Source organism: Pseudomonadota bacterium (genome assembly GCA_016195085.1).
In the GTDB taxonomy this organism is placed as follows: Bacteria; Pseudomonadota; Alphaproteobacteria; order SHVZ01; family SHVZ01; genus JACQAG01.
In genome coordinates this window covers 101,740-121,417 of record JACQAG010000060.1, presented here as the reverse complement: position 1 = coordinate 121,417, position 19,678 = coordinate 101,740, and the positions used below count along the sequence as shown (strand labels likewise).

18 protein-coding genes are annotated in these 19,678 nt (G+C 65.2%); 11 read left to right on the top strand and 7 right to left on the bottom strand.

Annotated features, from left to right (window positions below; all coding sequences use genetic code 11):
• Positions 1-53 precede the first annotated feature (53 nt).
• Positions 54-743 carry a hypothetical protein gene (locus HY058_17840; GenBank protein ID MBI3499160.1) on the top strand — a complete coding sequence of 230 codons (690 nt, stop codon included), beginning with the start codon at positions 54-56 and terminating at the stop codon, positions 741-743.
• Between the two features lie 289 nt (positions 744-1,032).
• Here HY058_17840 and HY058_17835 read toward each other — a convergent pair whose 3' ends face one another.
• Positions 1,033-2,601, bottom strand: a complete 1,569-nt coding sequence (locus HY058_17835) for a gamma-glutamyltransferase (GenBank protein MBI3499159.1) — start codon at positions 2,599-2,601, stop codon at positions 1,033-1,035.
• Positions 2,602-3,368: 767 nt separating this feature from the next.
• Between HY058_17835 and HY058_17830 the strand changes: the two genes are divergently transcribed.
• From HY058_17830 to msrA, 5 genes are all read left to right on the top strand, one after another.
• Positions 3,369-4,700 carry a KamA family radical SAM protein gene (locus HY058_17830; GenBank protein ID MBI3499158.1) on the top strand — a complete coding sequence of 444 codons (1,332 nt, stop codon included), beginning with the start codon at positions 3,369-3,371 and terminating at the stop codon, positions 4,698-4,700.
• 3 nt (positions 4,701-4,703) lie between these two features.
• Entirely contained in the window at positions 4,704-5,714 is a 1,011-nt protein-coding gene (locus HY058_17825; GenBank protein MBI3499157.1) for a D-alanine--D-alanine ligase, read from the top strand.
• The gene (locus HY058_17820) at positions 5,711-6,724 is read left to right on the top strand and encodes a D-alanine--D-alanine ligase (protein ID MBI3499156.1); all 1,014 of its coding nucleotides are present in this window, start codon (positions 5,711-5,713) and stop codon (positions 6,722-6,724) included. The genes HY058_17825 and HY058_17820 overlap by 4 nt, the downstream gene beginning before the upstream one ends.
• Positions 6,725-6,793: 69 nt before the next feature.
• Entirely contained in the window at positions 6,794-7,273 is a 480-nt protein-coding gene (locus HY058_17815) for a GNAT family N-acetyltransferase (protein ID MBI3499155.1), read from the top strand.
• 220 nt (positions 7,274-7,493) lie between these two features.
• Positions 7,494-8,150 carry a peptide-methionine (S)-S-oxide reductase MsrA gene (gene msrA / locus HY058_17810; protein ID MBI3499154.1) on the top strand — a complete coding sequence of 219 codons (657 nt, stop codon included), beginning with the start codon at positions 7,494-7,496 and terminating at the stop codon, positions 8,148-8,150.
• Between the two features lie 112 nt (positions 8,151-8,262).
• Here the strand turns inward: msrA and HY058_17805 are convergent, their stop codons facing one another.
• From HY058_17805 to HY058_17785, 5 genes are all read right to left on the bottom strand, one after another.
• Positions 8,263-9,477 (bottom strand): aminotransferase class V-fold PLP-dependent enzyme, encoded by a 1,215-nt coding sequence (locus HY058_17805; protein ID MBI3499153.1) that lies wholly within the window; start codon positions 9,475-9,477, stop codon positions 8,263-8,265.
• A 29-nt stretch (positions 9,478-9,506) separates the two neighbouring features.
• Entirely contained in the window at positions 9,507-10,286 is a 780-nt protein-coding gene (locus tag HY058_17800) for an amino acid ABC transporter ATP-binding protein (protein ID MBI3499152.1), read from the bottom strand.
• Between the two features lie 21 nt (positions 10,287-10,307).
• Positions 10,308-10,955, bottom strand: a complete 648-nt coding sequence (locus HY058_17795) for an amino acid ABC transporter permease (GenBank protein MBI3499151.1) — start codon at positions 10,953-10,955, stop codon at positions 10,308-10,310.
• A complete protein-coding gene (locus HY058_17790) occupies positions 10,955-11,623 on the bottom strand; it encodes an amino acid ABC transporter permease (protein MBI3499150.1) in 669 nt (222 codons plus the stop codon). The genes HY058_17795 and HY058_17790 overlap by 1 nt, the downstream gene beginning before the upstream one ends.
• A 95-nt stretch (positions 11,624-11,718) precedes the next feature.
• The gene (locus HY058_17785; protein MBI3499149.1) at positions 11,719-12,600 is read right to left on the bottom strand and encodes a transporter substrate-binding domain-containing protein; all 882 of its coding nucleotides are present in this window, start codon (positions 12,598-12,600) and stop codon (positions 11,719-11,721) included.
• A 349-nt stretch (positions 12,601-12,949) separates the two neighbouring features.
• On the opposite strand from HY058_17785, the gene HY058_17780 reads away from it, so the two are divergent.
• Entirely contained in the window at positions 12,950-14,554 is a 1,605-nt protein-coding gene (locus HY058_17780) for a thiosulfate sulfurtransferase (protein ID MBI3499148.1), read from the top strand.
• Positions 14,555-14,597: 43 nt separating this feature from the next.
• Positions 14,598-15,305: an SIMPL domain-containing protein gene (locus HY058_17775; protein ID MBI3499147.1), complete on the top strand. Its 708-nt coding sequence runs from the start codon at positions 14,598-14,600 to the stop codon at positions 15,303-15,305.
• 163 nt (positions 15,306-15,468) lie between these two features.
• On the opposite strand, the gene HY058_17770 is transcribed toward HY058_17775, so the two are convergent.
• Complete coding sequence (locus tag HY058_17770) at positions 15,469-16,215, bottom strand: creatininase family protein (protein MBI3499146.1); 747 nt, start codon at positions 16,213-16,215, stop codon at positions 15,469-15,471.
• A gap of 129 nt (positions 16,216-16,344) precedes the next feature.
• On the opposite strand from HY058_17770, the gene HY058_17765 reads away from it, so the two are divergent.
• The 3 genes from HY058_17765 (at position 16,345) to modA (ending at position 19,676) form a co-directional block, all read left to right on the top strand.
• Positions 16,345-17,367 (top strand): NADP-dependent oxidoreductase, encoded by a 1,023-nt coding sequence (locus HY058_17765; protein ID MBI3499145.1) that lies wholly within the window; start codon positions 16,345-16,347, stop codon positions 17,365-17,367.
• 59 nt (positions 17,368-17,426) lie between these two features.
• Positions 17,427-18,782 carry an MATE family efflux transporter gene (locus tag HY058_17760; protein ID MBI3499144.1) on the top strand — a complete coding sequence of 452 codons (1,356 nt, stop codon included), beginning with the start codon at positions 17,427-17,429 and terminating at the stop codon, positions 18,780-18,782.
• A gap of 75 nt (positions 18,783-18,857) precedes the next feature.
• Positions 18,858-19,676, top strand: a complete 819-nt coding sequence (gene modA / locus HY058_17755) for a molybdate ABC transporter substrate-binding protein (protein MBI3499143.1) — start codon at positions 18,858-18,860, stop codon at positions 19,674-19,676.
• The last annotated feature ends 2 nt before the right edge of the window (positions 19,677-19,678 follow it).

Genomic DNA, 19,678 nt, shown 5'->3' with positions numbered 1-19,678 from the left:
CCCGCGGAGTCGCACGGGCTCTCGTGTGGGAACACACGCTTCGCCAAGCGATCGTGCTGCTGCAAGAAGCCGAGCGCCGGATTCGAACCACCGAAAGCCAGCAGCGGCTTACGCAGCTTGACGGATGGTGGCGCAACAAGCGCGCCAAGCTGAATGGAAAGTCAGTTCGTGTTCCAGCGGAAGAGGCTCTCTCGGAAGCACTCTGGGAAGAAATGGAACAAGTGAAGGAAGACATTATCTTAAAGATCATTCCTTCAGACGCAAGCTTGTCCAACCTCGATACATTGCAAGTCTCTTTGGAGACGCCACGCCGTAAGAAGAAGGGCATTGGCAAACGATCGAAGCCAACGGACATTCGGTTTTACCGGACAGGCTCAGACATTTTGGACTTGCGCGTCGAAGCGAAGATCATTCTTCGTGACCGAGATATTCCGGCGTCATATTTGTCGCGCGACGGCCTCAAGCGCTTTTCGGACCCGGCCGAGCCCTACACTGATCATGAGATTGGCGGAATGCTCGCCTATACGATTTCCGATGACCGGGAAAGCTGGCTGGCAAAAATCGACAACGCCTTGAAGGCCGCTACGCCGCCGATTGCAACGTTCAAGCATCGCGTGCGCGCATCAACGGATGAGACGCTTTTTTGCCGCATTCCATACGCTGCTGCGATCACAGCGCGAAATGAACTCCTGGTTTTTCACATGGTCCTCGAGTTCGATGGCGATCCGAACGCGCGGGCGTGACGCGTAAATACACGGCATCTGAACGCAACTCCGCGATAGAACGGTTTCGGGGTGGCGGGGAGCTACGAAGCTCCGCAGTGACGTACCTCAACGCGCCTTCCATACATTCACAAGCGCACAGACCTATCCGGCGAATCGTGGCGAACAGACACTAACGTCAAGAATGAGCGACTCCATATTTCCGCTTCTGGTCAATCTGCGAAGTTGCGCGACTCCGCGCATATATGTCCGCTTTGCCGTTGAACCCCGTCGTTTTGGCATGCGCGTCAATGAGGCCACGCCCTAACACTCATCCCGCCGCCGCCACTGTCGCCGCCGGCAAGGTCACCTGGGTCATGCCGACATTCTCGCCATTGGCCTCGCGCAGGACCGCGATCGGGTTGGCGAAGTTGCCGGGGAGCACGGTTGCCTCGACCTCGCTCATGGGCAAGGCGGCGCTGAGAGCGGATTTGATCTCGGGCGGCAGCCGTTGATCCATGGTGCCGCTATCGGGCGCGCTCACATCGATGCGGGGATGATGGAACGCCTCGCCGAGACCCATGCCGAAATCCACCAGGAACGAGGCGACCTGCATGACCGCCGGCAGGATCTTCCGCCCGCCCGAGCCGCCGATGGCAAACCAAGGAGCCCCGTCGCGGCTGGCGATGAGGGGACACATGTTGGTCAGCGGTCGCTTGCCGGGGCCGATCGAGTTGGGTTTGCCGGGTGCCGGATCGAACCACATCATGCCGTTGTTCATGAGGATGCCGGTCTCCGGCAGCACCGCGCGGCTGCCGAAGCGCGACAGCAACGTATTGGTGAGCGAGACCATGTTGCCGTCGCGATCGACCACCGAGAGATGCGTGGTGGTGCCCTTGCCGGCCTTGTCGCCATCCGCACCCATGCTCTCCAACCGGACGCGGTAGGCTTCGGCCAGCGCTTTGGCATAGGCGAGGAAGGCCTTGGGCCCGGGGCGCTTGTCGCCGGCGGCAAGGTTCTTGGGCAACTGCTTCAAGGCGAATGCCAGGGTCGGGGCGGCATTCAAGCCGGGCGGCACGTTGAGCGTCGCCTTGCCGTAAGGGATCTCGACCGCGTCATGCAGCGTGGCGCGGTAGGCGGCGAGATCGGCGAGCGCGATCTTGGAGCCGCCGCGGGCGAGGTCGGCCGCCAGCTTCCCGGCGATCTCGCCTTCGTAGAAGTCGCGCCGTCCGGCGCCGGCGAGCCGCTTCAAGGTCGCCGGCAGCGCACCAAGCGAGAGGCGCTTCGGCTTGGCCGCATCGAGGGTGATCGGCGGCAAGCCGTTCGGCAGGTAGACGGCGGCGGCGTTGCGGTCGTCCTTGAGGTCATGGGCTTCGGCGCTGATGTTGAGCGTCGACCACCAGTCGACCCGGTGTCCGGCTTCGGCGAGCTTGATCGCCGGCTGCAGCAGCTCCGACCAGGCAAGCTTGCCGAAGCGCTCATGGGCGAGACCCAGGCCATCGACGGAGCCGGGGACCGCGATCGACTCGTAGCCGCGGACATTGCGGTCCTCGATGACGCCGGGCCAGCCGAAGAGGTCGTCGCTCGCCGGCTTGCCGGACAAGGGATAGCGGGCGGGATCGATGCCCCGGGCGGCGATCGGCCCGAAATCCAAGGCATAGGCGCGGCGCTCGGCGGCGATGTAGACGACCATGAAGCCGATGCCGCCAATGCCGCTCATCCACGGCTCGGCGCTGGCAAGCGCAAAGGCGGTCGCCACCGCCCCGTCGACGGCATTGCCACCGGCCGCCATGATTCCAGCGCCGGCTTCCGCACCAAGCCGTGCCTGGCTTGCCACCAGCCCGTGGCGCGAGCGCATTTCCGGCTTTTCGATGCGCCAATTCTCGATGATCGCAGGCATTCCCGAAGCCCCTTCCATTCTTTGCGGCGAGGACACTATAGGAACTCATCGCTCGTCGGCTATGCCCCAGCGGGGCGGCGAAGAAAGACGCAAACGAGCTGGGATCGAGCCCGCTTCGAACATTGGCGGCGGGGCGGCCCCTTGGGACCCCTCTTCCCTGCGGGAGGCTTTCTTTTCTTTAAAACGCCCCGCGGCCTCGATTCGATCTTTTTACCGGCCGGCCTCGATTACTGAAGAGACCGAGATGAGCGCCGGCATGCGCCCGGCCGGAGCACGGCCGTAATCCTGTATTCGGCTGGGTTCATTGGATCAAAGACGCAAGCGTCACCTACGACGACAATATCCGTCTACGGACGACAGGTAACCCAGGGCAGAAGAAATCTTCCGGCACTTATACTTGCCCTAGGCGCGCAATGTTCGACCGATATTTCGTTGTTCTATTGCCTCTCCGTGCTGATAAATGCGCCAATGCACCGCAGTTTGCCATGTATTTCACATAGCCCGCCGAATAATTACCCAGCGCCAGCCAAACAAATCCCGCAATGAAACCTTTACAAATCCCGGGACCTGGACTAAGTAGCGAAAATCTTGGCGGTGGCGCCAAGGACTTAGTCGACCCTGTCCGTTGCTATCAATCGGTGAGCGTGTGGTTCGGAAGGTCGGATCGGGAACCAAGGGGGGTTCCAACAGGGCTGGACGCGAGACCTTGGCAACGTTGCCCCCGGCAAGCTTGACCTGAACCGACTTCCTTCCAGAGTGAGCCACCGATGCCGAGCGAATCCGACCACCCTCCGAGTACGATCAGCACGCGCGGTTGCGACAGCCAGGGCGATGCCTCGGCTGTAGCAGCCTTCACGCGCGAACTCCTGACCAGGGGCGCTCGCCGCACGCCCGAGAAAAGGCGCCCGCACTACATTCCAAAATTTCCGGTGGGCGAGCACAGCAATGCGTTTCGCAAACGCTTCTTCTCCGAGGCGACGCTCTCCGACTGGAATGACTGGCGCTGGCAGACGCGCAATCGCATCCGTACGCTGGCAGCACTCGAGCGGATCTTGCAGCTGTCGGCGGACGAGCGGAGCGCCATAGAGCGCCACACCGGCTCGCTGCCGGTCGGCATCACGCCCTACTATCTCAGCCTGTTCTCCGAGGACGATCCGAACGAACCCTTGCGGCGCACCCATGTGCCGGTCGGCGAGGAGTACCTCAAGCTTCCGGGCGAAGCCGACGATCCCTTGAACGAGGACCACGACGCGGCGGTTCCGGGCCTGGTGCATCGCTATCCCGACCGGGTGCTGTTCCTGACCACCGGGTTCTGCTCGACCTATTGCCGCTACTGCACCAGGAGCCGCATGGTCGGCGAGGCCGGCGGCGAATACCACTTCAGCTACGGCGAGTGGGAGAAGGCGCTCGACTATCTGAAAGCGACGCCGACGGTGCGCGACGTGCTGCTCTCCGGCGGCGATCCGCTTACCCTCTCCGACGATCGGCTGGAGTGGCTGCTGTCGCGGCTCCGGCAGATTCCGCATATCGAGTTCCTCCGGGTCGGTTCCAAGGTGCCGGTGGTGCTGCCGCAGCGCGTGACCCCGTCCTTGGCCAAGATGCTGAAGCGCTACCGGGTGTGGATGAGCGTGCACTACACCCATCCGGCCGAGCTCACTCCGGAAGTCGCCTTCGCCGCCAATCGTTTGGCTGATCACGGCATTCCCATGGGCAGCCAGACCGTGCTGCTCCGGGGCATCAACGACGATGTCGAGGTGATGAAGCGGCTGATGCACGGGCTCTTAGTCAACCGGGTCAGGCCCTATTACATCTATCAGTGCGATCCGATCTCCGGCTCCGCGCATTTCCGCACCCCGGTCGAGAAGGGCATCGAGATCATCGAGGCCTTGCGCGGGCACACCACCGGCTATGCGGTCCCGCATTTCGTCGTCGATGCGCCGGGCGGCGGCGGCAAGATCCCGCTTCTCCCCGACTATCTCGTCGGCCGGCAAGGCAGCGATCTCCTGCTGCGCAACTTCGAGGGCAATGTCTACCGCTATCCCGATCCCGACGGAAACCTCGGCGCCGACCGGGTGCAGGTGCGCCACGCGGCGGAGTAGATCATGCGGCTCGGCTTCGCCTACGACCTTCGCGACGACTATCTCGCCGAAGGCTTCAGCCACGAGGAGACCGCCGAGTTCGACCGGCTCGATACCATCGAGGCGATCGAGACGGCGCTGCGCGGGCTCGGACACCGGGTCGAGCGCATCGGCAATGTGAAGGCGCTGGCCAAGGCGCTGGTCGAGGGCAGGCGCTGGGACATGGTCTTCAACATCGCCGAGGGGCTGAGGGGCATCGGGCGGGAAGCGCAGGTGCCCGCCCTTCTCGATGCCTACGACCTCCCCTACACCTTCTCCGATCCCTTGGTCATGGCCATGACCCTGCACAAGGGCGTGGCCAAGCAGGTGGTCCGCGACCGCGGCGTGCCGACGGCGCCGTTCCGGGTGATCGAGCGGGCGGAGGAGGCCGATGCCGTGGCCCTGCCCTTCCCGCTCTTCATCAAGCCCGTGGCCGAGGGCACCGGGCGCGGCATCAGCGGCAAGTCGAAGGTCGCCTCCAAGGCGGAGCTGAAGCGCCTCGCCGCCGAGATCATCCACACATATCGCCAGCCGGCCCTGGTCGAGACTTTTCTCAGCGGCCGCGAGTTCACCGTCGGGATCGTCGGCGAGGGGCGCCAGGCCGAGGCGCTGGGCACCTTGGAGGTGACCTTGCTCGCCACCGCCGATCGGGATGCCTATGGCTATCTCAACAAGGAGGAGTACGACACCAGGGTCGGCTATAGGCTGGTGAAGGACGCCATGGCCAAGCGCGCCGCCACGGTGGCGCTCGATGCTTGGCGCGCACTCGGCTGCCGCGATGGCGGACGCGTCGATCTGCGCGCCGACGAGCACGGAATGCCGCATTTCCTCGAGGTGAATCCCTTGGCCGGCCTCAACCCGGTGCGCTCCGATCTGCCGATCCTGGCCGGAAAGGTCGGCATCTCCTTCGAGCGCCTGATCGGCCTCATCATGGAGGCCGCCACAAAGCGGATCTTCGGCGCGGCCGAGTCCGCCCGGCGCGGGACCGGTTCGTGAGCACCGCCACCGTCGCGGTGCTCTATGGCGCGGTCCCGGCGGACGCGCTCGCAGACGAGCAGGATTCCCTGGTGCAGGCCGATGCGGTCGCCGAGGCGCTCCGGCGCGAGGGCTGGCAGCCGGTCGGAGTGCCGATCACCCTCGACCTTGCCGCCGCCGCCGCGCGATTGCAGGCGCTCGCCCCGGCATTCGTCTTCAACCTCGTCGATGCGATCGAAGGCCAGGGATGCTTCATTCATCTGGCGCCGACGCTCATCGAATCGCTCGGCCTGGTCCACACCGGCGCCTCGGCCGATGCGATCACGCAGACCCAGAACAAGCTCCCGGCCAAGCGCGTCATGGCGGCGGCGGGGATCCCGACGCCGGAATGGATCGAGCCGGAGCACCTGGACGCGCCGGTTCGGCCCATCGGCGCCGCGCACATCGTCAAATCCAGCTGGGAGCATGCCTCGATCGGGTTGGCGGCGGATTCGATCGTCACCACCCAGGCCGCGCTTCGCCGCATCGTCGCCGATCGCCGCCGGCGCTTCGGCGGCACCTGGTATGCCGAGCGCTACATCGAGGGTCGCGAGCTCAGCCTGTCCTTGGTCGGCCCCGCAGCCTCGCCCGTGGTGCTGCCGGCGAGCGAGATCCTGTTCATCGATCTCCCGCCGGGCCGGCCCCGCATCGTCGACTATGTCGCCAAATGGCACACGGAGTCGCCGGAGTACCGGAGCACGCCCCGGTGCTTCGTCGAGGATCCGGCGGACCGTCCGCTGCTGGCTCGGCTGGAGGCGATCGCGCGCCGCTGCTGGGCTGAATTCCGGCTCTCGGGCTATGTCAGGATCGATTTCCGCATCGATGCGGAGGGATGCCCCTTCGTGCTCGAGATCAACACCAATCCCTGTCTAGCGCCGGATGCGGGCTTGGCCGCCACCGCCGGCCGCGCGGGCTGGTCCTATGACCGCCTGATCCACGCCATCCTCGAAGCCGCTGCCATCCAGGCGGTGCAGCAGGTGGCCGCTGAGTAATGGGGCGCGAAACGACGCTGGCCTGTCGCAGTTTGAGCTAACATGAGCTCCATGCACCCTGCCCCGAGCATGCGCCGGGGACTCATGCCCACGGATCGCCACCGCATCTACGAGATCGTGCGCTCGACCCGGTTCTTCACCGCGGCCGAAGAGAGAATCGCGATCGAGCTCGTCGACGAGGCGCTGGCCAAGGGCGAAGCAGAATCGGGCTATCATTTTATCTTTGCCGAGCGCGACGGCGACGTCGTCGGCTATGCCTGCTACGGACCGATCCCAGGCACCCAATCGAGCTATGACCTCTACTGGATCGCCGTCCATGCGCGGGCTCAAGGGGCTCGGATTGGCCGAACCCTCCACACGGCGGCCGAAGCGGCCATCCAGGAGCTGGGCGGCACGCGGGTCTATGCCGACACCTCATCCAAGCCGCAATACGAGCCGACTCGCTCGTTCTATCGCCGCATGGGCTACCGCGAGGCCGCCCGGCTCGAGGATTTCTATGCGCCGGGCGACGGCAAGGTCATCTTCGAGAAGGTGCTTGCCAAGGATTGAGGCTTCCGGCGGCCCTCTGTCTTGCCGAGCCGCTTCATTCTAGACTCGGGCTGGTTGCGTCCCCATCTCGGGAGAGCGCCCAGCGACCCTAGTGTGATGATTCCAAAGTTCGTCGACGAACTTCGGAATCTGAATCACACTAGATTCAATAGATTGGTGGCCCGCTTGTTCCTGAAATTCGCGGACGAATTTCAGGGGCGGGACACTAGGAGGCGAAGCCATGTGGATGCGATTCAAGAAGAAGACGGCGATGCCGAGCCAGGCCGACGCCCTGCCGGGGCGGAATGCGAAGATGCCGGTGCCGAAGGCGCATTTCGTCAACGGAAATCCGCTGGTGCCGCCATTTCCCGAAGGCATCGAGCTCGCCCTGTTCGGCCTTGGCTGCTTCTGGGGAGCCGAACGCATTTTCTGGAAGATGCCGGGCGTATTCACCACGGCGGTCGGCTATGCTGGCGGGCTCACCCCCAATCCCACCTATGAAGAGGTCTGCAGCGGCATGACCGGCCACAACGAGGTGGTGCTGGTGGCATTCGATCCGAAAAAGGTGAGCTACGAGGCACTGCTCAAGCTCTTCTGGGAGAGCCACGATCCCACCCAGGGCATGCGCCAGGGCAACGATGCCGGGACCCAATACCGCTCCGGGATCTATGTCTACGCGCCGGCGCAACGCCGCCTGGCCGAGGCGTCGCAGAAGGCCTATCAGCGCGGGCTCAGCCAATCGGGCTATGGGCCGATCACCACCGAGATCGTGGACGCGCCGGATTTCTTCTACGCCGAGGACTATCACCAGCAATACCTGGCGAAGAACCCCGGCGGCTATTGCGGCCTCGGCGGCACCGGCGTTGCCTGCCCCGTCGGAGCGATGCAGGCGGGGTGAGCACAATACGACCCTCACCCTCCCCGCGCTGATCGCGCGGGTCCCCTCCCTCTCCCGCATTGCGGGAGAGGGTGCCGAGCGAGAGCGAGGCGGGTGAGGGTTCTAGATGTGCTCAATCAGGCCAAGCCAGCAACCGCTGGAAGCGGCGCTTCTTGCGCTCGACGATGCTGGCGGGCTCGGCGCGGTTGCGGGTGGCGGCGCGTTTGAGTTCGGCCACCACCCGGTCGGCGACGATCTCGGCCTCCCCCTGATGCAGGTTGCACGGATCCATCTGGAAGAAGCCGTGCTCGACCTCGTGGTCGCGCACGATCACCGGCGGATCGCCGGATGCCAGTGCGTCGGCGAGCTCCCAGGCGGTGATGCGCGCCATCTCGGGATCGATCTTGAGCATGAGCCGATCCAAGGGATTGTTGGTCGGATCGGGAATGATCCTGGCCTCGATGCCCGGCAGGCCCTGAAACCGCTTTACCCACAACTGGAGATAGCCGGCTTCGATCTTGCGCACGCCCGCATGGTCGCGCACCGCCCAGGCCTCGAGTGCGGCGATGGTGCCGGCGATCCCTTCCTTGCCCACCTTCATGCCGCGGCCGATGCCGGCATTCTGCAGGAAGACGGACCGGACCAACACCTTCGGTCCGGCGACGATGCCGGCTGTGGGAGCGCCCAGAAACTTATGGGCGGAATAGACCGCAAGATCGGTGCCGGCGGCGAGGAAGCCCTTGAGGTCGTATTCCGAGGCGAGGTCGGCCACCACCGGAACGCCCTTCTCGTGGCAGATCGAGGCGAACTCGGCCAAGGGAATCATCCCGTACTGCACCGTATGATGCGAGACGACGTAGACGGCCGCCGCGGTCCGCTCGCCGAGCTTGTGGGCGAGCTGATAGGGCCTGGCGTCGGTCACGGTGCCGACCGGCACGACCTTGGCGCCGGCAAGGCGGATCGCCTGCTCGATCGGCGCGCCATATTGGGTCATGTGGCCCATCTGGATGACCACCTCGTCCTTCATGCCCGCGGCATCGGGAAGCTGCTCGATCAGTGCCAGGTCGGGGCCGGTCATGCAGCCGGCGACCGAGAGGGTGATTCCCGCCGAGGCACTCGCCGTTACGAACCCGGCCTCCGCACCGGTCAGCTTGGCGATCGCCCGGCTCGCCTTCCGGTGGAGGTCGTTGATCTCGACGAACTCCGGCAGGATCTCGGCCACGGTCCGAACCGCGTCCGGCACCACGATCGAGGCGCCGAGATGCGTCATGGTGCCGGACACGTTGATGATGGGCCTGAGGCCCATGCGCGTGCGCACATCGGAGCGCGGCTTCAGCTTGGCGGTCATGCTCGTCCTCGATGACGTTCGGCCCGGTCTCAGTGGTGCTTCATCTCAATGCGCTTCAGAAACGTCCGCAGCCGCTCATGGCTCGGATGCGCCAGAACCTCGCGCGGCGTCCCCTGCTCCAGGATCCGGCCGCCATCCATGAAGACGATGCGCGAGCCGACGTCGCGGGCGAACGTCATCTCGTGCGACACCACGATCATGGTCATGCCGTCCCGCGCCAGCTCCTGAACCACGCTCAGGACCTCGCCCACCAGCTCGGGATCGAGCGCCGAGGTGATCTCGTCCAAGAGCAACACCTTCGGGTCCATGGCGACGGCGCGCGCAATGCCGACCCGCTGCTGCTGGCCGCCGGAGAGCTGGATCGGCAGGCTGTCGAGCTTGTCGGAGAGCCCGACGCGAACGAGCCACTGCTCGGCCAGCGTCCGCGCCTCGGGCTTCGGTATGCCGCGCACCTTGCGCAAGCCCAGCATGACGTTCTCGACGGCGGTCAGATGCGGAAAGAGATTGAAGAGCTGGAAGACCATGCCGATATCGGCACGGATCTTGGAGAGCTCGCGCTCGCCCCGGCGCTGACGCTGGCCATTGCCGGAATCGCGGAAGCCGATCTCGACGCCGTCGACATGGATCGAGCCGGCATCGTAGGGCTCCAAGAGATTGATGCAGCGAAGCAAGGTGGTCTTGCCGCTGCCCGAGGCGCCAATCACCACCACGACCTGGCCTTTCGCGACGTCGAGGTCGACGCCATCCAGCACCAGGGTCGCGCCGAAGGACTTCTTGACGCCACGGATCTGAACGAGCGCTTCGGTCATGTATTGCTCGCGGATTGGGGGCTACTCGCGGATATAGGCAAAACGCGCCTCGAGGCGCCGGCTGGCGGTCGAGAGGGTGAAGTTGATGGCGAAGTAAATGGCCATACCTAGAATGTAGAGCGGCATCGGCTCGAAGGTGCGGCCGATCACCTGCTGAATTGCCAGGGTCAGCTCGACGATGCTGACGAACGACACGAGCGAGCTGCCCTTGACCGTGTCGACGACCGAGTTGATCCAGGGCGGCAGGAAGCGCCGGAGCGCCTGGGGGAAAATCACATAGATCATGCGCTGGCTGAAGGTGAGGCCGATCGCCTGGCCGGCGTCTGTCTGCCCCGGGTGGATCGATTGGATGGCCCCGCGCGTCACTTCCAGCACGCGCGCCGTCTCGAAGGCGGCAAGCGCAGAGACTGCGGCGGTGAAGCCGTCGATGTTCCAGCCTATGACTGGAAGCAGGTAATAGACGGCAAAGATCAGCACCGGCACGGGAATGCCGCGCAGAATGTCGCTGTAGAGGCGAATTGGCCAATAGATCCAGCGCGGCCCGTAGGTGAGGCCTAGCCCCAAGACGAGACCGATCGCCAACGCGATCACCACGACGAGCGCGGACACATGCAGCGTCACCAAAAGCCCCTCCCAGAGGAAGGGCAAGGCGTTGATCGCGACGTCCATCAGTTTCGCCCGATCGCATAGCGCCGCTCGAGCTGCTGCAGCGCAAAGATGAACACGTAGCAAGTGACGAGATACATCGCCGCCAATACGCTCAAGCCTTCGACGATGCGGAAGGTATTGGTGTAGATCCAGTTGTAGCCGAAGAAGAGTTCCGGAACCGCGATCACCCAAGCGACCGACGTGTCCTTGAACAAGGAGACGAAGGTGTTCGACAAGGACGGCAGCACGATGCGGAACATGGTCGGGAGCCGCACCGATACGAGATGCTGAATCGGCGTCAGGCCGATCGCCTTGCCGGCATCGATCAGCCCCTTCGGCACGGCATCGAGACCAGCGCGGAAGATCTCGACGAGATAGGCGCCGGAATAGACGGAGAGCGTCATGATGAAACTGGTCGTGGCATCGTAGGCAAAGCCGCCGACGGTCGGGATGCCGTAAAAGACCAGGTAGACCAGCAGCAACAGCGGCACGTTGCGGATGATTTCGACATAGGCCGCGATTATCCAGCGCACCATCCGGCCCGAGCCGTTATAGGCAAGCGCCAGACCAAGCCCGATCATGATCCCAATGAGAATCGAAACGAACGCCATTTCGAGGCTCAGGACGAGGCCGTCGGTGAGCTTGTCGAAGTACTTCCAAACGAAGTTGTAGTTGATGTGATAGTTCACGCGTCTGCTGCCGCTCGCTCACGAACCCGTCCTCTGCCGACAGATCTCGGCAGAGGACGGCGTCATTGATGGATAATCGAAACGGAGGGCCGGATTCAGATCACCGGGAATCCGGGCTTCTGCTCCGGCGGCTTCTCGCCGAAGAATTCTTCGAACGCCGCCGTGTAGATCTCCGGCTGGTGGCCGTGCATGGCGACGTCGAAGCAGGTGTTGACCCAATGCAGCCAATCCTGATCGCCCTGGCGCATGGCCGCACTGTAGAGCTGTGCCTCATAGGCATAGCCGGCATCGACATATTTGTCGGGGTTGCGCTTGGCCAGCCACTTGACCGTCGAGGCATCGACCACCGCCACGTCGGCGCGGCCGGCATCGAGGGCCTGGAAGGTGTTGGCCTGGCTATCGAGCTGGAGCACCTGCGCGTCCGGCAAGGCGTTGTGCACCAGGGTGTCGGCATCGACATTCTGCAGGACCGAAGCCCGCACCTGCTTGCCGGCGGCCTTGAGCTCGGCGTACTTCTTCCACTTGCCCTTGGGCGAGGTCATCAAGGCAGCACCCTCGACGTAATAGGGCCGCGAGAAGGCGACGAGCTGAGCGCGCGCCGGCGAGACCGTCATGAACTGGATGACGATGTCGACCTTGCCGGTGGCGATGTTGGGAATGCGCTGGTTCGCCTCCTGCTTGACGAACTCGACCTTCTTCACGTCGTCGAACAAGCCCTTGGCGAGGATGCGGGCCATGGCGATGTCCATGCCGGTCAGCTGGCCCTTGTCGTCCTCGAAATGCCAAGGCGGATTGGTCGAGCCGGTGCCGACGATCAGCTTGCCGCGGTCAAGCACGGTGCGCAGCTGGCTGTCGGACTTCGCCTGAGCGGCGGCTTTCTGGGCGGTCAGCACGGTGCCGGCAACGGCGCCGACCGCCGCGATGCCGGTGGCAAGGCCGCCCAGCTTCAGAAAATCGCGGCGCGCTTGTGTGGTCATGGGAGTTTCTCCGTCGATCGTTCTCGTGGTTGCGTTGCCCGGAAGGACAATCGGTCGGACCGTCGCCGGTGCCGGCACGGTCCCTAACGATCGTTGTGTTTCCGATCGGAACCAAGGCTTCGCATGACGCCGTGAAGCGTGCACCGCTGGTCACGAAGCTGTCAACACGCAGCCGGAAAATTCCTGGCACCCCCATGCTCCTCCGGCGGCGAGGGCGGCCATTACCGATACGAAAATACGCGTCCGACGATCTTTATTGGCTGCTTCGCTGCCCGGCTTCTGCTGGTATGGGCCGCTGCCGCGGTCTAGAGCCGTGAGCCGAAGGGCGACTGCGCCCAAGGAGGAAGACATGCAAGCCGACCGTCTCGTCAGCCCGCAACAGCTCAAACGCATGCTCGGCGACGGCCGGGAGCTGGCGCTTCTCGACGTGCGCGAGGAAGGCGTCTTCTCGCTTCGCCATCTGCTCTTCGCCGTGCCGTTGGCGCTCAGCCGTCTGGAGCTCCGGCTGGACGCCCTGGTGCCGCGGCGGAGTACCCGCATCGTGCTCTACGATGCCGCCGACGGGCTGGCGGAGCGGGCGGCAAACCGTCTTGCCGCGTTCGGCTATCGGGACGTGGCGATCCTCGAGGGCGGCGTCGAGGGCTGGGCTCGAGCCGGCTACGAGCTGTTCAGCGGCGTCAATGTGCCGAGCAAGGCCTTCGGCGAATTCGTCGAGCACCATGAGGAGACCCCGCGGCTGTCGGCCGCCGAGGTGAAGCGCCTCAAGGACGCCGGCACCGACATGGTGATCCTCGACAGCCGGCCGGTGAGCGAATATCGCAACATGAGCATCCCCGGCGGCATCGACTGCCCCGGCGCCGAGCTCGTCTACCGGGTGCACGACCTCGCCCCCTGGCCCTCGACCCTGGTCGTGGTCAACTGCGCCGGCCGCACTCGCAGCATCATCGGCGCGCAATCCCTGATCAATGCCGGGATTCCCAACCGCGTGGTCGCCCTCAAGGACGGCACCATGGGCTGGCATTTGGCCGGATTGGAGCTGGAACACGGCGCGGATCGCTTGGCGCCGGTTCCCAGCGCCAACGGGCTGGCGACGGCGAAGGCGGCGGCCGCCCGGGTCGGACGGCGCTTCGGCGTCAAAAGCATCGATGCGGACAGGCTCGAGCGGTTCGTCGGTGAGCGCGATGAGCGCAGCCTCTACCTCCTCGATGTGCGCAGCCCCGAAGAGTTCCAAGCCGGCCATCGTTCGGGTTCGCGCTCGGCCCCGGGCGGGCAATTGGTGCAGGCGACCGACTTCTATGTCGGCACCCGCAATGCCCGCCTGGTGCTCATCGACGATACCGGCGTGCGTTCGACCATGACCGCATCATGGCTCATCCAGATGGGCTGGCCCGAGGTCTATGTCCTAGAGGGCGGCCTCGACGGCATCGCGCTCGAGCGGGGACCCGCCCCCCGCGCCGTGCTCGGCCTTGACGAGGCGAAGGCGAACACGCTGGCGGCCATCCAGCTGCAGGCGATGCTCGAGCGCGGCGAGGCGGTGGTGCTGGATCTCGACACCAGCCTCAACTACCGCGAGCGCCACATTCCCGGCGCCTGGTTCGTCATCCGTGCCCGGCTTGGCACCAGCATCACGAAGCTGCCGCAATCGGGTGCTCTGGTGCTGACCGCCGCCGACGATGCACTGGCCCGCCTCGCGGCAGCCGACCTGGCCGGCCTCACATCGCGGCCGGTCAAGGTCTTGGCCGGCGGCACGGCGGCCTGGCACGCTGCCGGTCTGAAGCTGGAATCGGGGCAGGAGCACATGGCCGATGCGGCCGATGATGTTTGGTATCGTCCCTATGACCGCGCCAAAGGTAGAGAGCAGGCGATGCGAGACTATCTCTCCTGGGAGGTGGATCTGGTGCAGCAGATCGAGCGGGACGGCGATGCGCGGTTCACGCAATTTCCCCGGATTTGAGCCGCACCTCAGGAGAAAGACGTCGCCCTTGGAGAAGCTCGCCATGTCGACACGGATTCTGACCATTGCCGTCCTCTGCCTCATGACCTCGGCCGCAGCGGCGCAAACCGCACCGCAAGCCGATGACGGCGCGGTGGTGCTGCGCCTCTCGGAGAGTGCGGTTAGGCAGGTGACCCAGGATCGGCTGCGCGCCAGCTTGCGCGTCGAGGTCGGCGGCGCCGATGCGCGCAGCGTCCAAGGCCAGGTCAACGCCAAGATGGCGGCGGCGCTGGAGAAGGCCAAGGCGGTCGCCGGTTTGCGCGTGGAGACCGCTGGCTACTACGTCTATGAGGACCGCACCTTGCGCCGCGGCCAGCGCTGGTGGGGCAATCAGGGGCTGACCCTGATCGGTAGCGATGCCGCGGCCTTGCTGGCGCTGGCGGGCCAGCTCCAGGACGACGGCTTGGTCATGGGCGGCCTCGCCTACGAGCTCGCCCCGGAGACGCGCCGACGCATCGAAGGCGAGCTCATTCCGGAAGCGATCCAGAAGCTCCGCGAGAAGGCGGAGACCACCGCGCATGCGCTCGGCTTGACCCATCTCCGCTTCCGCGAGGTGCGCCTGGGGGACGTCGCCGCCCCGCGCCTCCAGCCCCTGGGCCTGGCAACGGTGATGGCCGCCGATCGCACCCAACCGATGGCACCGCCGGCAGCCGAACCCGGCGAGACGCCGGTCGCGGTCCAGGTCGAGGCGGAGGTGCAGCTCAGGCCGTAGGCGCCATTTGCTGCACGACGTGAATTGTGCTCCCTCCCCCGCGAACGCGGGGGAGGGTTGGGGTGGGGGCTCAATTAGGTCTCGGCGTGATCGAGGCCCCCACCCTAGCCCTCCCCCACCAAAGGTGGAGGAGGGAACAGGAAACGAGGGCGTGCCTTCCCCCTCACGCCTGCGCCAGGAACCTCTTGTAGTCCTCGCTCAGATCCTCGACCGAGGCCTCGACCAAGCGCTTGCCGGCTTCCGGCGTAGCCATCGAGGGATCGGAGCCGATGCGGCCGTCGGGAAACTGCCGGCGGTAATCCTCGGCGTCGTAGAAGCCGCGCGCCGGCTTGCCTGGCCATTCCATCGCGGCGTGCTTGATCGCCTCGGGATAGGCGTATTGCGTGACCGAGACCTCGGAGGCGGTGGCATGGCTGCCATCCTTGTCGCCGTAGAGCTCGGCCGAGATCGCCCTGACCTTCTCCGACTCCCACCAGCCGCGGAGCGTGCAGCGCACGCTGGGCGCGTTCGAGCCGCGGCGAAAGCTGGCTTCGGCGTAAATCTCCGAGAAGGCCGCGGTCGCGGTCGCGATGTTGCCGCCGTGGCCGTTCAAAAAAAAGAACCGCTCGAAGCCGTGGCGCGTCAGCGAGGTCACGTAGTCCTTGATCACCATCATCAAGGTGGACGGCCTAAGCGCGATCGAGCCGGAGAACCCCAGATGGTGCTGCGCCATGCCGACATTGATGGTGGGTCCGACGAGGGCGCCGGTCTTCTCGCCGATCTTGCGGCCGATGAACTCCGGGCAGATCGCATCGGTGCCGATGAGGCCGTTGGGCCCATGCTGCTCGGTCGAGCCGATGGGCACGATGATGCCGGTGGAGCGCTTCAAATAGTCGTCGATTTCCGACCAGGTCGAGAGATGCAAGAGCATGGGGGTCTTTCCGGGTAAGGGTGGCCGCCTACAGTGCCTGAGCGACCCGCCGTGCGACAAGGCGGCTGGCGAGGCTTGCCCGATGGCGCTAACGTGCCCGCCCCGTTCAGATTGGAGAGCCCGCGCCCCATGTCGAACCAGACCAACCGCCGCATCCTGTTGGCATCCCGGCCCGCCGGGGCGCCGGAGCCCGGCAATTTCCGCATGGTCGAGGAAAAGGTGCCCGACCCCGGTCCAGGCGCGGTCCTGGTCAAGGTGCTTTGGCTGTCGGTCGATCCCTATATGCGCGGTCGGATGAGCGCCGCCAAGTCCTACGCGAAGCCGGTAGAGATCGGTGAGGTGATGACCGGCGGTGTGGTCGGCGAGGTTGTCCTCTCGAACCACCGCGCCTTCAAGCCGGGCGATGTCGTCGAAGGCTCGCTTGGCTGGCAGGACTACGCCTTGGCCGAGCCCCAGCAGCTGCGCAAGATCGACCCCAAGCTGGCGCCGATCTCAACGGCGCTCGGCGTCTTGGGCATGCCGGGCATGACCGCCTATTTCGCGTTGCTTGAGGTCTGCAAGCCGGTTCCCGGCGACACCGTCGTCGTCTCCGGGGCCGCCGGCGCCGTCGGCCAGATCGTGGGACAGATCGCCCGGATCGGCGGCTGCCGGGTCGTCGGCATTGCCGGCAGCGATGCGAAGCTGGCGTTCCTCAAGAACGGGCTCGGCTTTGATGCCACGCTCAACTACAAGACCGCGACCGAGCTTGCCGCCGACCTCGGGCGCGCTTGCCCGAATGGTGTCGATGTGTATTTCGACAATGTCGGCGGGACGGTGACGGACGCGGTGTTCCAAAATCTCGCCTTCAAGGCGCGCATCGTCATCTGCGGGCAGATCTCCCAGTACAATCTCGCCAAGCCGGAGCTCGGGCCCCGCAATCTGCGCTTCATGCTGATCAACCGGGCGCGGATGGAAGGGTTCCTCGTCTGGGATTGGCGCGACCGCTATCCCGAGGCGCTGAGAAGGCTCGCCGCCTGGATCAAGGACGGCAAGCTCAAATACACCGAGCACGTGACAGAGGGCCTGGAGAACACGCCGAAGGCCTTCATCGAGATGCTGGGCGGCGCCAATCTCGGCAAGGCGATCGTCAAGGTAGCCGAGCCGTCCGGCTGACCTTCAGCACCCGAACGGCGCCGGCTCCCGATCGGCGCCGTCTCCTGAAAAGAGGCGCTGTGAGCCATCCGCTCTATCCCAGCCGGCACGAAGACCGGATGCGCGCGATCATCCGCCTGGCTTTGCCAGTCATCGGCGCCCGGGTCGGCATCCTCACCATGGCGACCATGGACACGCTCATGCTGGGCCACGCGGGGGCCAACGAGCTCGCCTATTTCGCCATCAGCGCCGCCCCGCAGGTGACCTTGCTCACCGTCAGCTTGGGCCTGCTCGCCGGCACGCAGGTGCTGTGCGCGCAAGCCCGCGGCGCCCGCGAGCTGGAGCGCGTCGGCCAGATCTGGCGCGTTGCCATGGTGATCGCCGTCGTCCTGGGGCTCGCCGGTGCCGCCTTGCTCTGGCAGGGCAAGGCGCTGCTCCGCTTGGCGGCTCAATCCGCCGATATCGTCGAGGGCGGCGGCTATGCCCTGGAGATGGTGGCGCCCGGCGTTCCCGGACTGCTCATGTACATCGCAACCGCGCTCACGCTGGAGAGCATCGGCAGGCCCCGGGCCGGGCTCATCATCGTGCTCGCCGCCAACGGCGTGAAGCTCTTGCTCAACTGGCTCTTGATCTTCGGCCCGTTCGGCCTGCCCGAGCTCGGCGCCGCCGGCGCCAATCTCGCAACCGCGATCGTGCGCTGGCTCATGTGCATCGTCATCGTCGCTTATCTATTGGAGATGTCGGGCGCGGAGGCTTACGGCATCTATGCGCGGATCCGCGAGCCGGTGCTGACCGCGTGGCGGCTGTTGCGCCTGGGCGCGCCGATCGGCCTCGGCCAGGGTTTGGAAAGCTCCGCCTTCACCACGCTTGCCGGCTTTGCCGGCCTCATCGGCGCCACCCAGCTCGCCAGCTATCAGATCGCGCTCAACCTGACCGCACTCCTGTTCATGGTTTCGACCGGGCTTGCCACCGCGACGGCGGTCCATGTCGCTATCGCCGTCGGCCGCGGCGACCGCGCCGGCATGGCGGCGTCCGGCTGGCTCGGCACCGCCCTGAATACGGCGATCATGGCCGTCGCCGCGCTGGCGCTCGCCGCCGGCGGCGGCGCCCTTGCCGCCCTCTATACGAGCGATCCCGGTCTCGCCGCCGCCACCATCCCCGTCATCGCCGTCGTCGCCTGGATGGTGGTGCCCGACGGCGTGCAGGGCGTGCTCATGGGCGCGCTCCGCGGCGCCGGCGACGTGCTCATGCCCACGCTCCTGCACCTCTTCAGCTTCTGGGCGCTGACCGTACCGCTCGCCTGGCATCTCGCCTTCACCCGCGGACTCGGAGTCGAAGGCCTGCTGTGGGCGCTGGTGGTCGGCCTCAGCGTTGCCGGTGCCGTGCTGGCGCTTCGGCTCCTGCAGATCGGGCGACGCGCACCCAGCCGACACTGACATTGTTAGGCCGCGTGAACAAATCTGACTCAGATGCGCCCGTCTAATGCCATGCTTCGAGCTGGATTCGGCCTGTTGCTGATGACGGAGCGAGCGATGCTGAGAGGTCCTTTCGCCGCGGCGGCGGCCGGCATGGTCGTGGTTTCGATGTCATGGGCGCTCGTCATCGCACCTCTGGGCAGCGTCGCGAGCGCGGCGGAAATCAAGATCCTTTCAGGTTCTGCAATTGAGTCCGCCATGACCGAACTGATCTCGAAATTCGAGCGGTCATCCGGACACAAGGTGACATTCGATTTCAACGGGACGATAGGCGGAATGACGGATCGTATTGCCAAGGGCGAACCCGCCGATGTGGCGATCGTGTCCGCGCCGCAAATCGAAATGTTGCTGAAACAGGGCAAAGTCGTCTCGGATAGCCGAATCGACATCGCGAAAGTCGGCGTCGGCTTATTCGTGCGCAAGGGCGCCCCAAAACCGGACATCAGTTCGGTCGAGACATTCAAACGCACCATGCTTGCAGCAAAATCGATCGGCTGGAATGATCCGGCCGCGGGAGCGCCGGTCAGCATCTACATGATCGGCATGCTGGAACGGTTGGGTATCGGCGAAGACATGAAGTCGAAAACCACCGCGTTCAAGGAGCGCTCGGAGCGATTCGAAGCGGTCGCCAGGGGCGATGTCGAGATCGGCTTCAATCAAATCAGCGAAATCCTGGCAGCGCCGGGCGTCGAACTCGTAGGCCCCCTTCCAGCGGCGATTCAGAATTACACTCTGCTTGCCGCCGGCATCGTCGCCAGCAGCAAGGCGCCCGAAGCCGGGAGAGCGCTGCTTCGATTCATAGCTTCGCCCGACGCCCAAGCGATCTGGAAAGCGAAAGGCTTCGAGGCACCCTGAAA

Coding starts and splice junctions, on each gene's coding strand:
- HY058_17835 (MBI3499159.1), bottom strand. CDS start 2,601: ATGCCTGCGATCATCGAGAATTGGCGCATCGAAAAGCCGGAAATGCGC.
- HY058_17830 (MBI3499158.1), top strand. CDS start 3,369: ATGCCGAGCGAATCCGACCACCCTCCGAGTACGATCAGCACGCGCGGT.
- HY058_17825 (MBI3499157.1), top strand. CDS start 4,704: ATGCGGCTCGGCTTCGCCTACGACCTTCGCGACGACTATCTCGCCGAA.
- HY058_17815 (MBI3499155.1), top strand. CDS start 6,794: ATGCGCCGGGGACTCATGCCCACGGATCGCCACCGCATCTACGAGATC.
- msrA (MBI3499154.1), top strand. CDS start 7,494: ATGTGGATGCGATTCAAGAAGAAGACGGCGATGCCGAGCCAGGCCGAC.
- HY058_17805 (MBI3499153.1), bottom strand. CDS start 9,477: ATGACCGCCAAGCTGAAGCCGCGCTCCGATGTGCGCACGCGCATGGGC.
- HY058_17800 (MBI3499152.1), bottom strand. CDS start 10,286: ATGACCGAAGCGCTCGTTCAGATCCGTGGCGTCAAGAAGTCCTTCGGC.
- HY058_17795 (MBI3499151.1), bottom strand. CDS start 10,955: ATGGACGTCGCGATCAACGCCTTGCCCTTCCTCTGGGAGGGGCTTTTG.
- HY058_17785 (MBI3499149.1), bottom strand. CDS start 12,600: ATGACCACACAAGCGCGCCGCGATTTTCTGAAGCTGGGCGGCCTTGCC.
- HY058_17780 (MBI3499148.1), top strand. CDS start 12,950: ATGCAAGCCGACCGTCTCGTCAGCCCGCAACAGCTCAAACGCATGCTC.
- HY058_17775 (MBI3499147.1), top strand. CDS start 14,598: ATGTCGACACGGATTCTGACCATTGCCGTCCTCTGCCTCATGACCTCG.
- HY058_17770 (MBI3499146.1), bottom strand. CDS start 16,215: ATGCTCTTGCATCTCTCGACCTGGTCGGAAATCGACGACTATTTGAAG.
- HY058_17765 (MBI3499145.1), top strand. CDS start 16,345: ATGTCGAACCAGACCAACCGCCGCATCCTGTTGGCATCCCGGCCCGCC.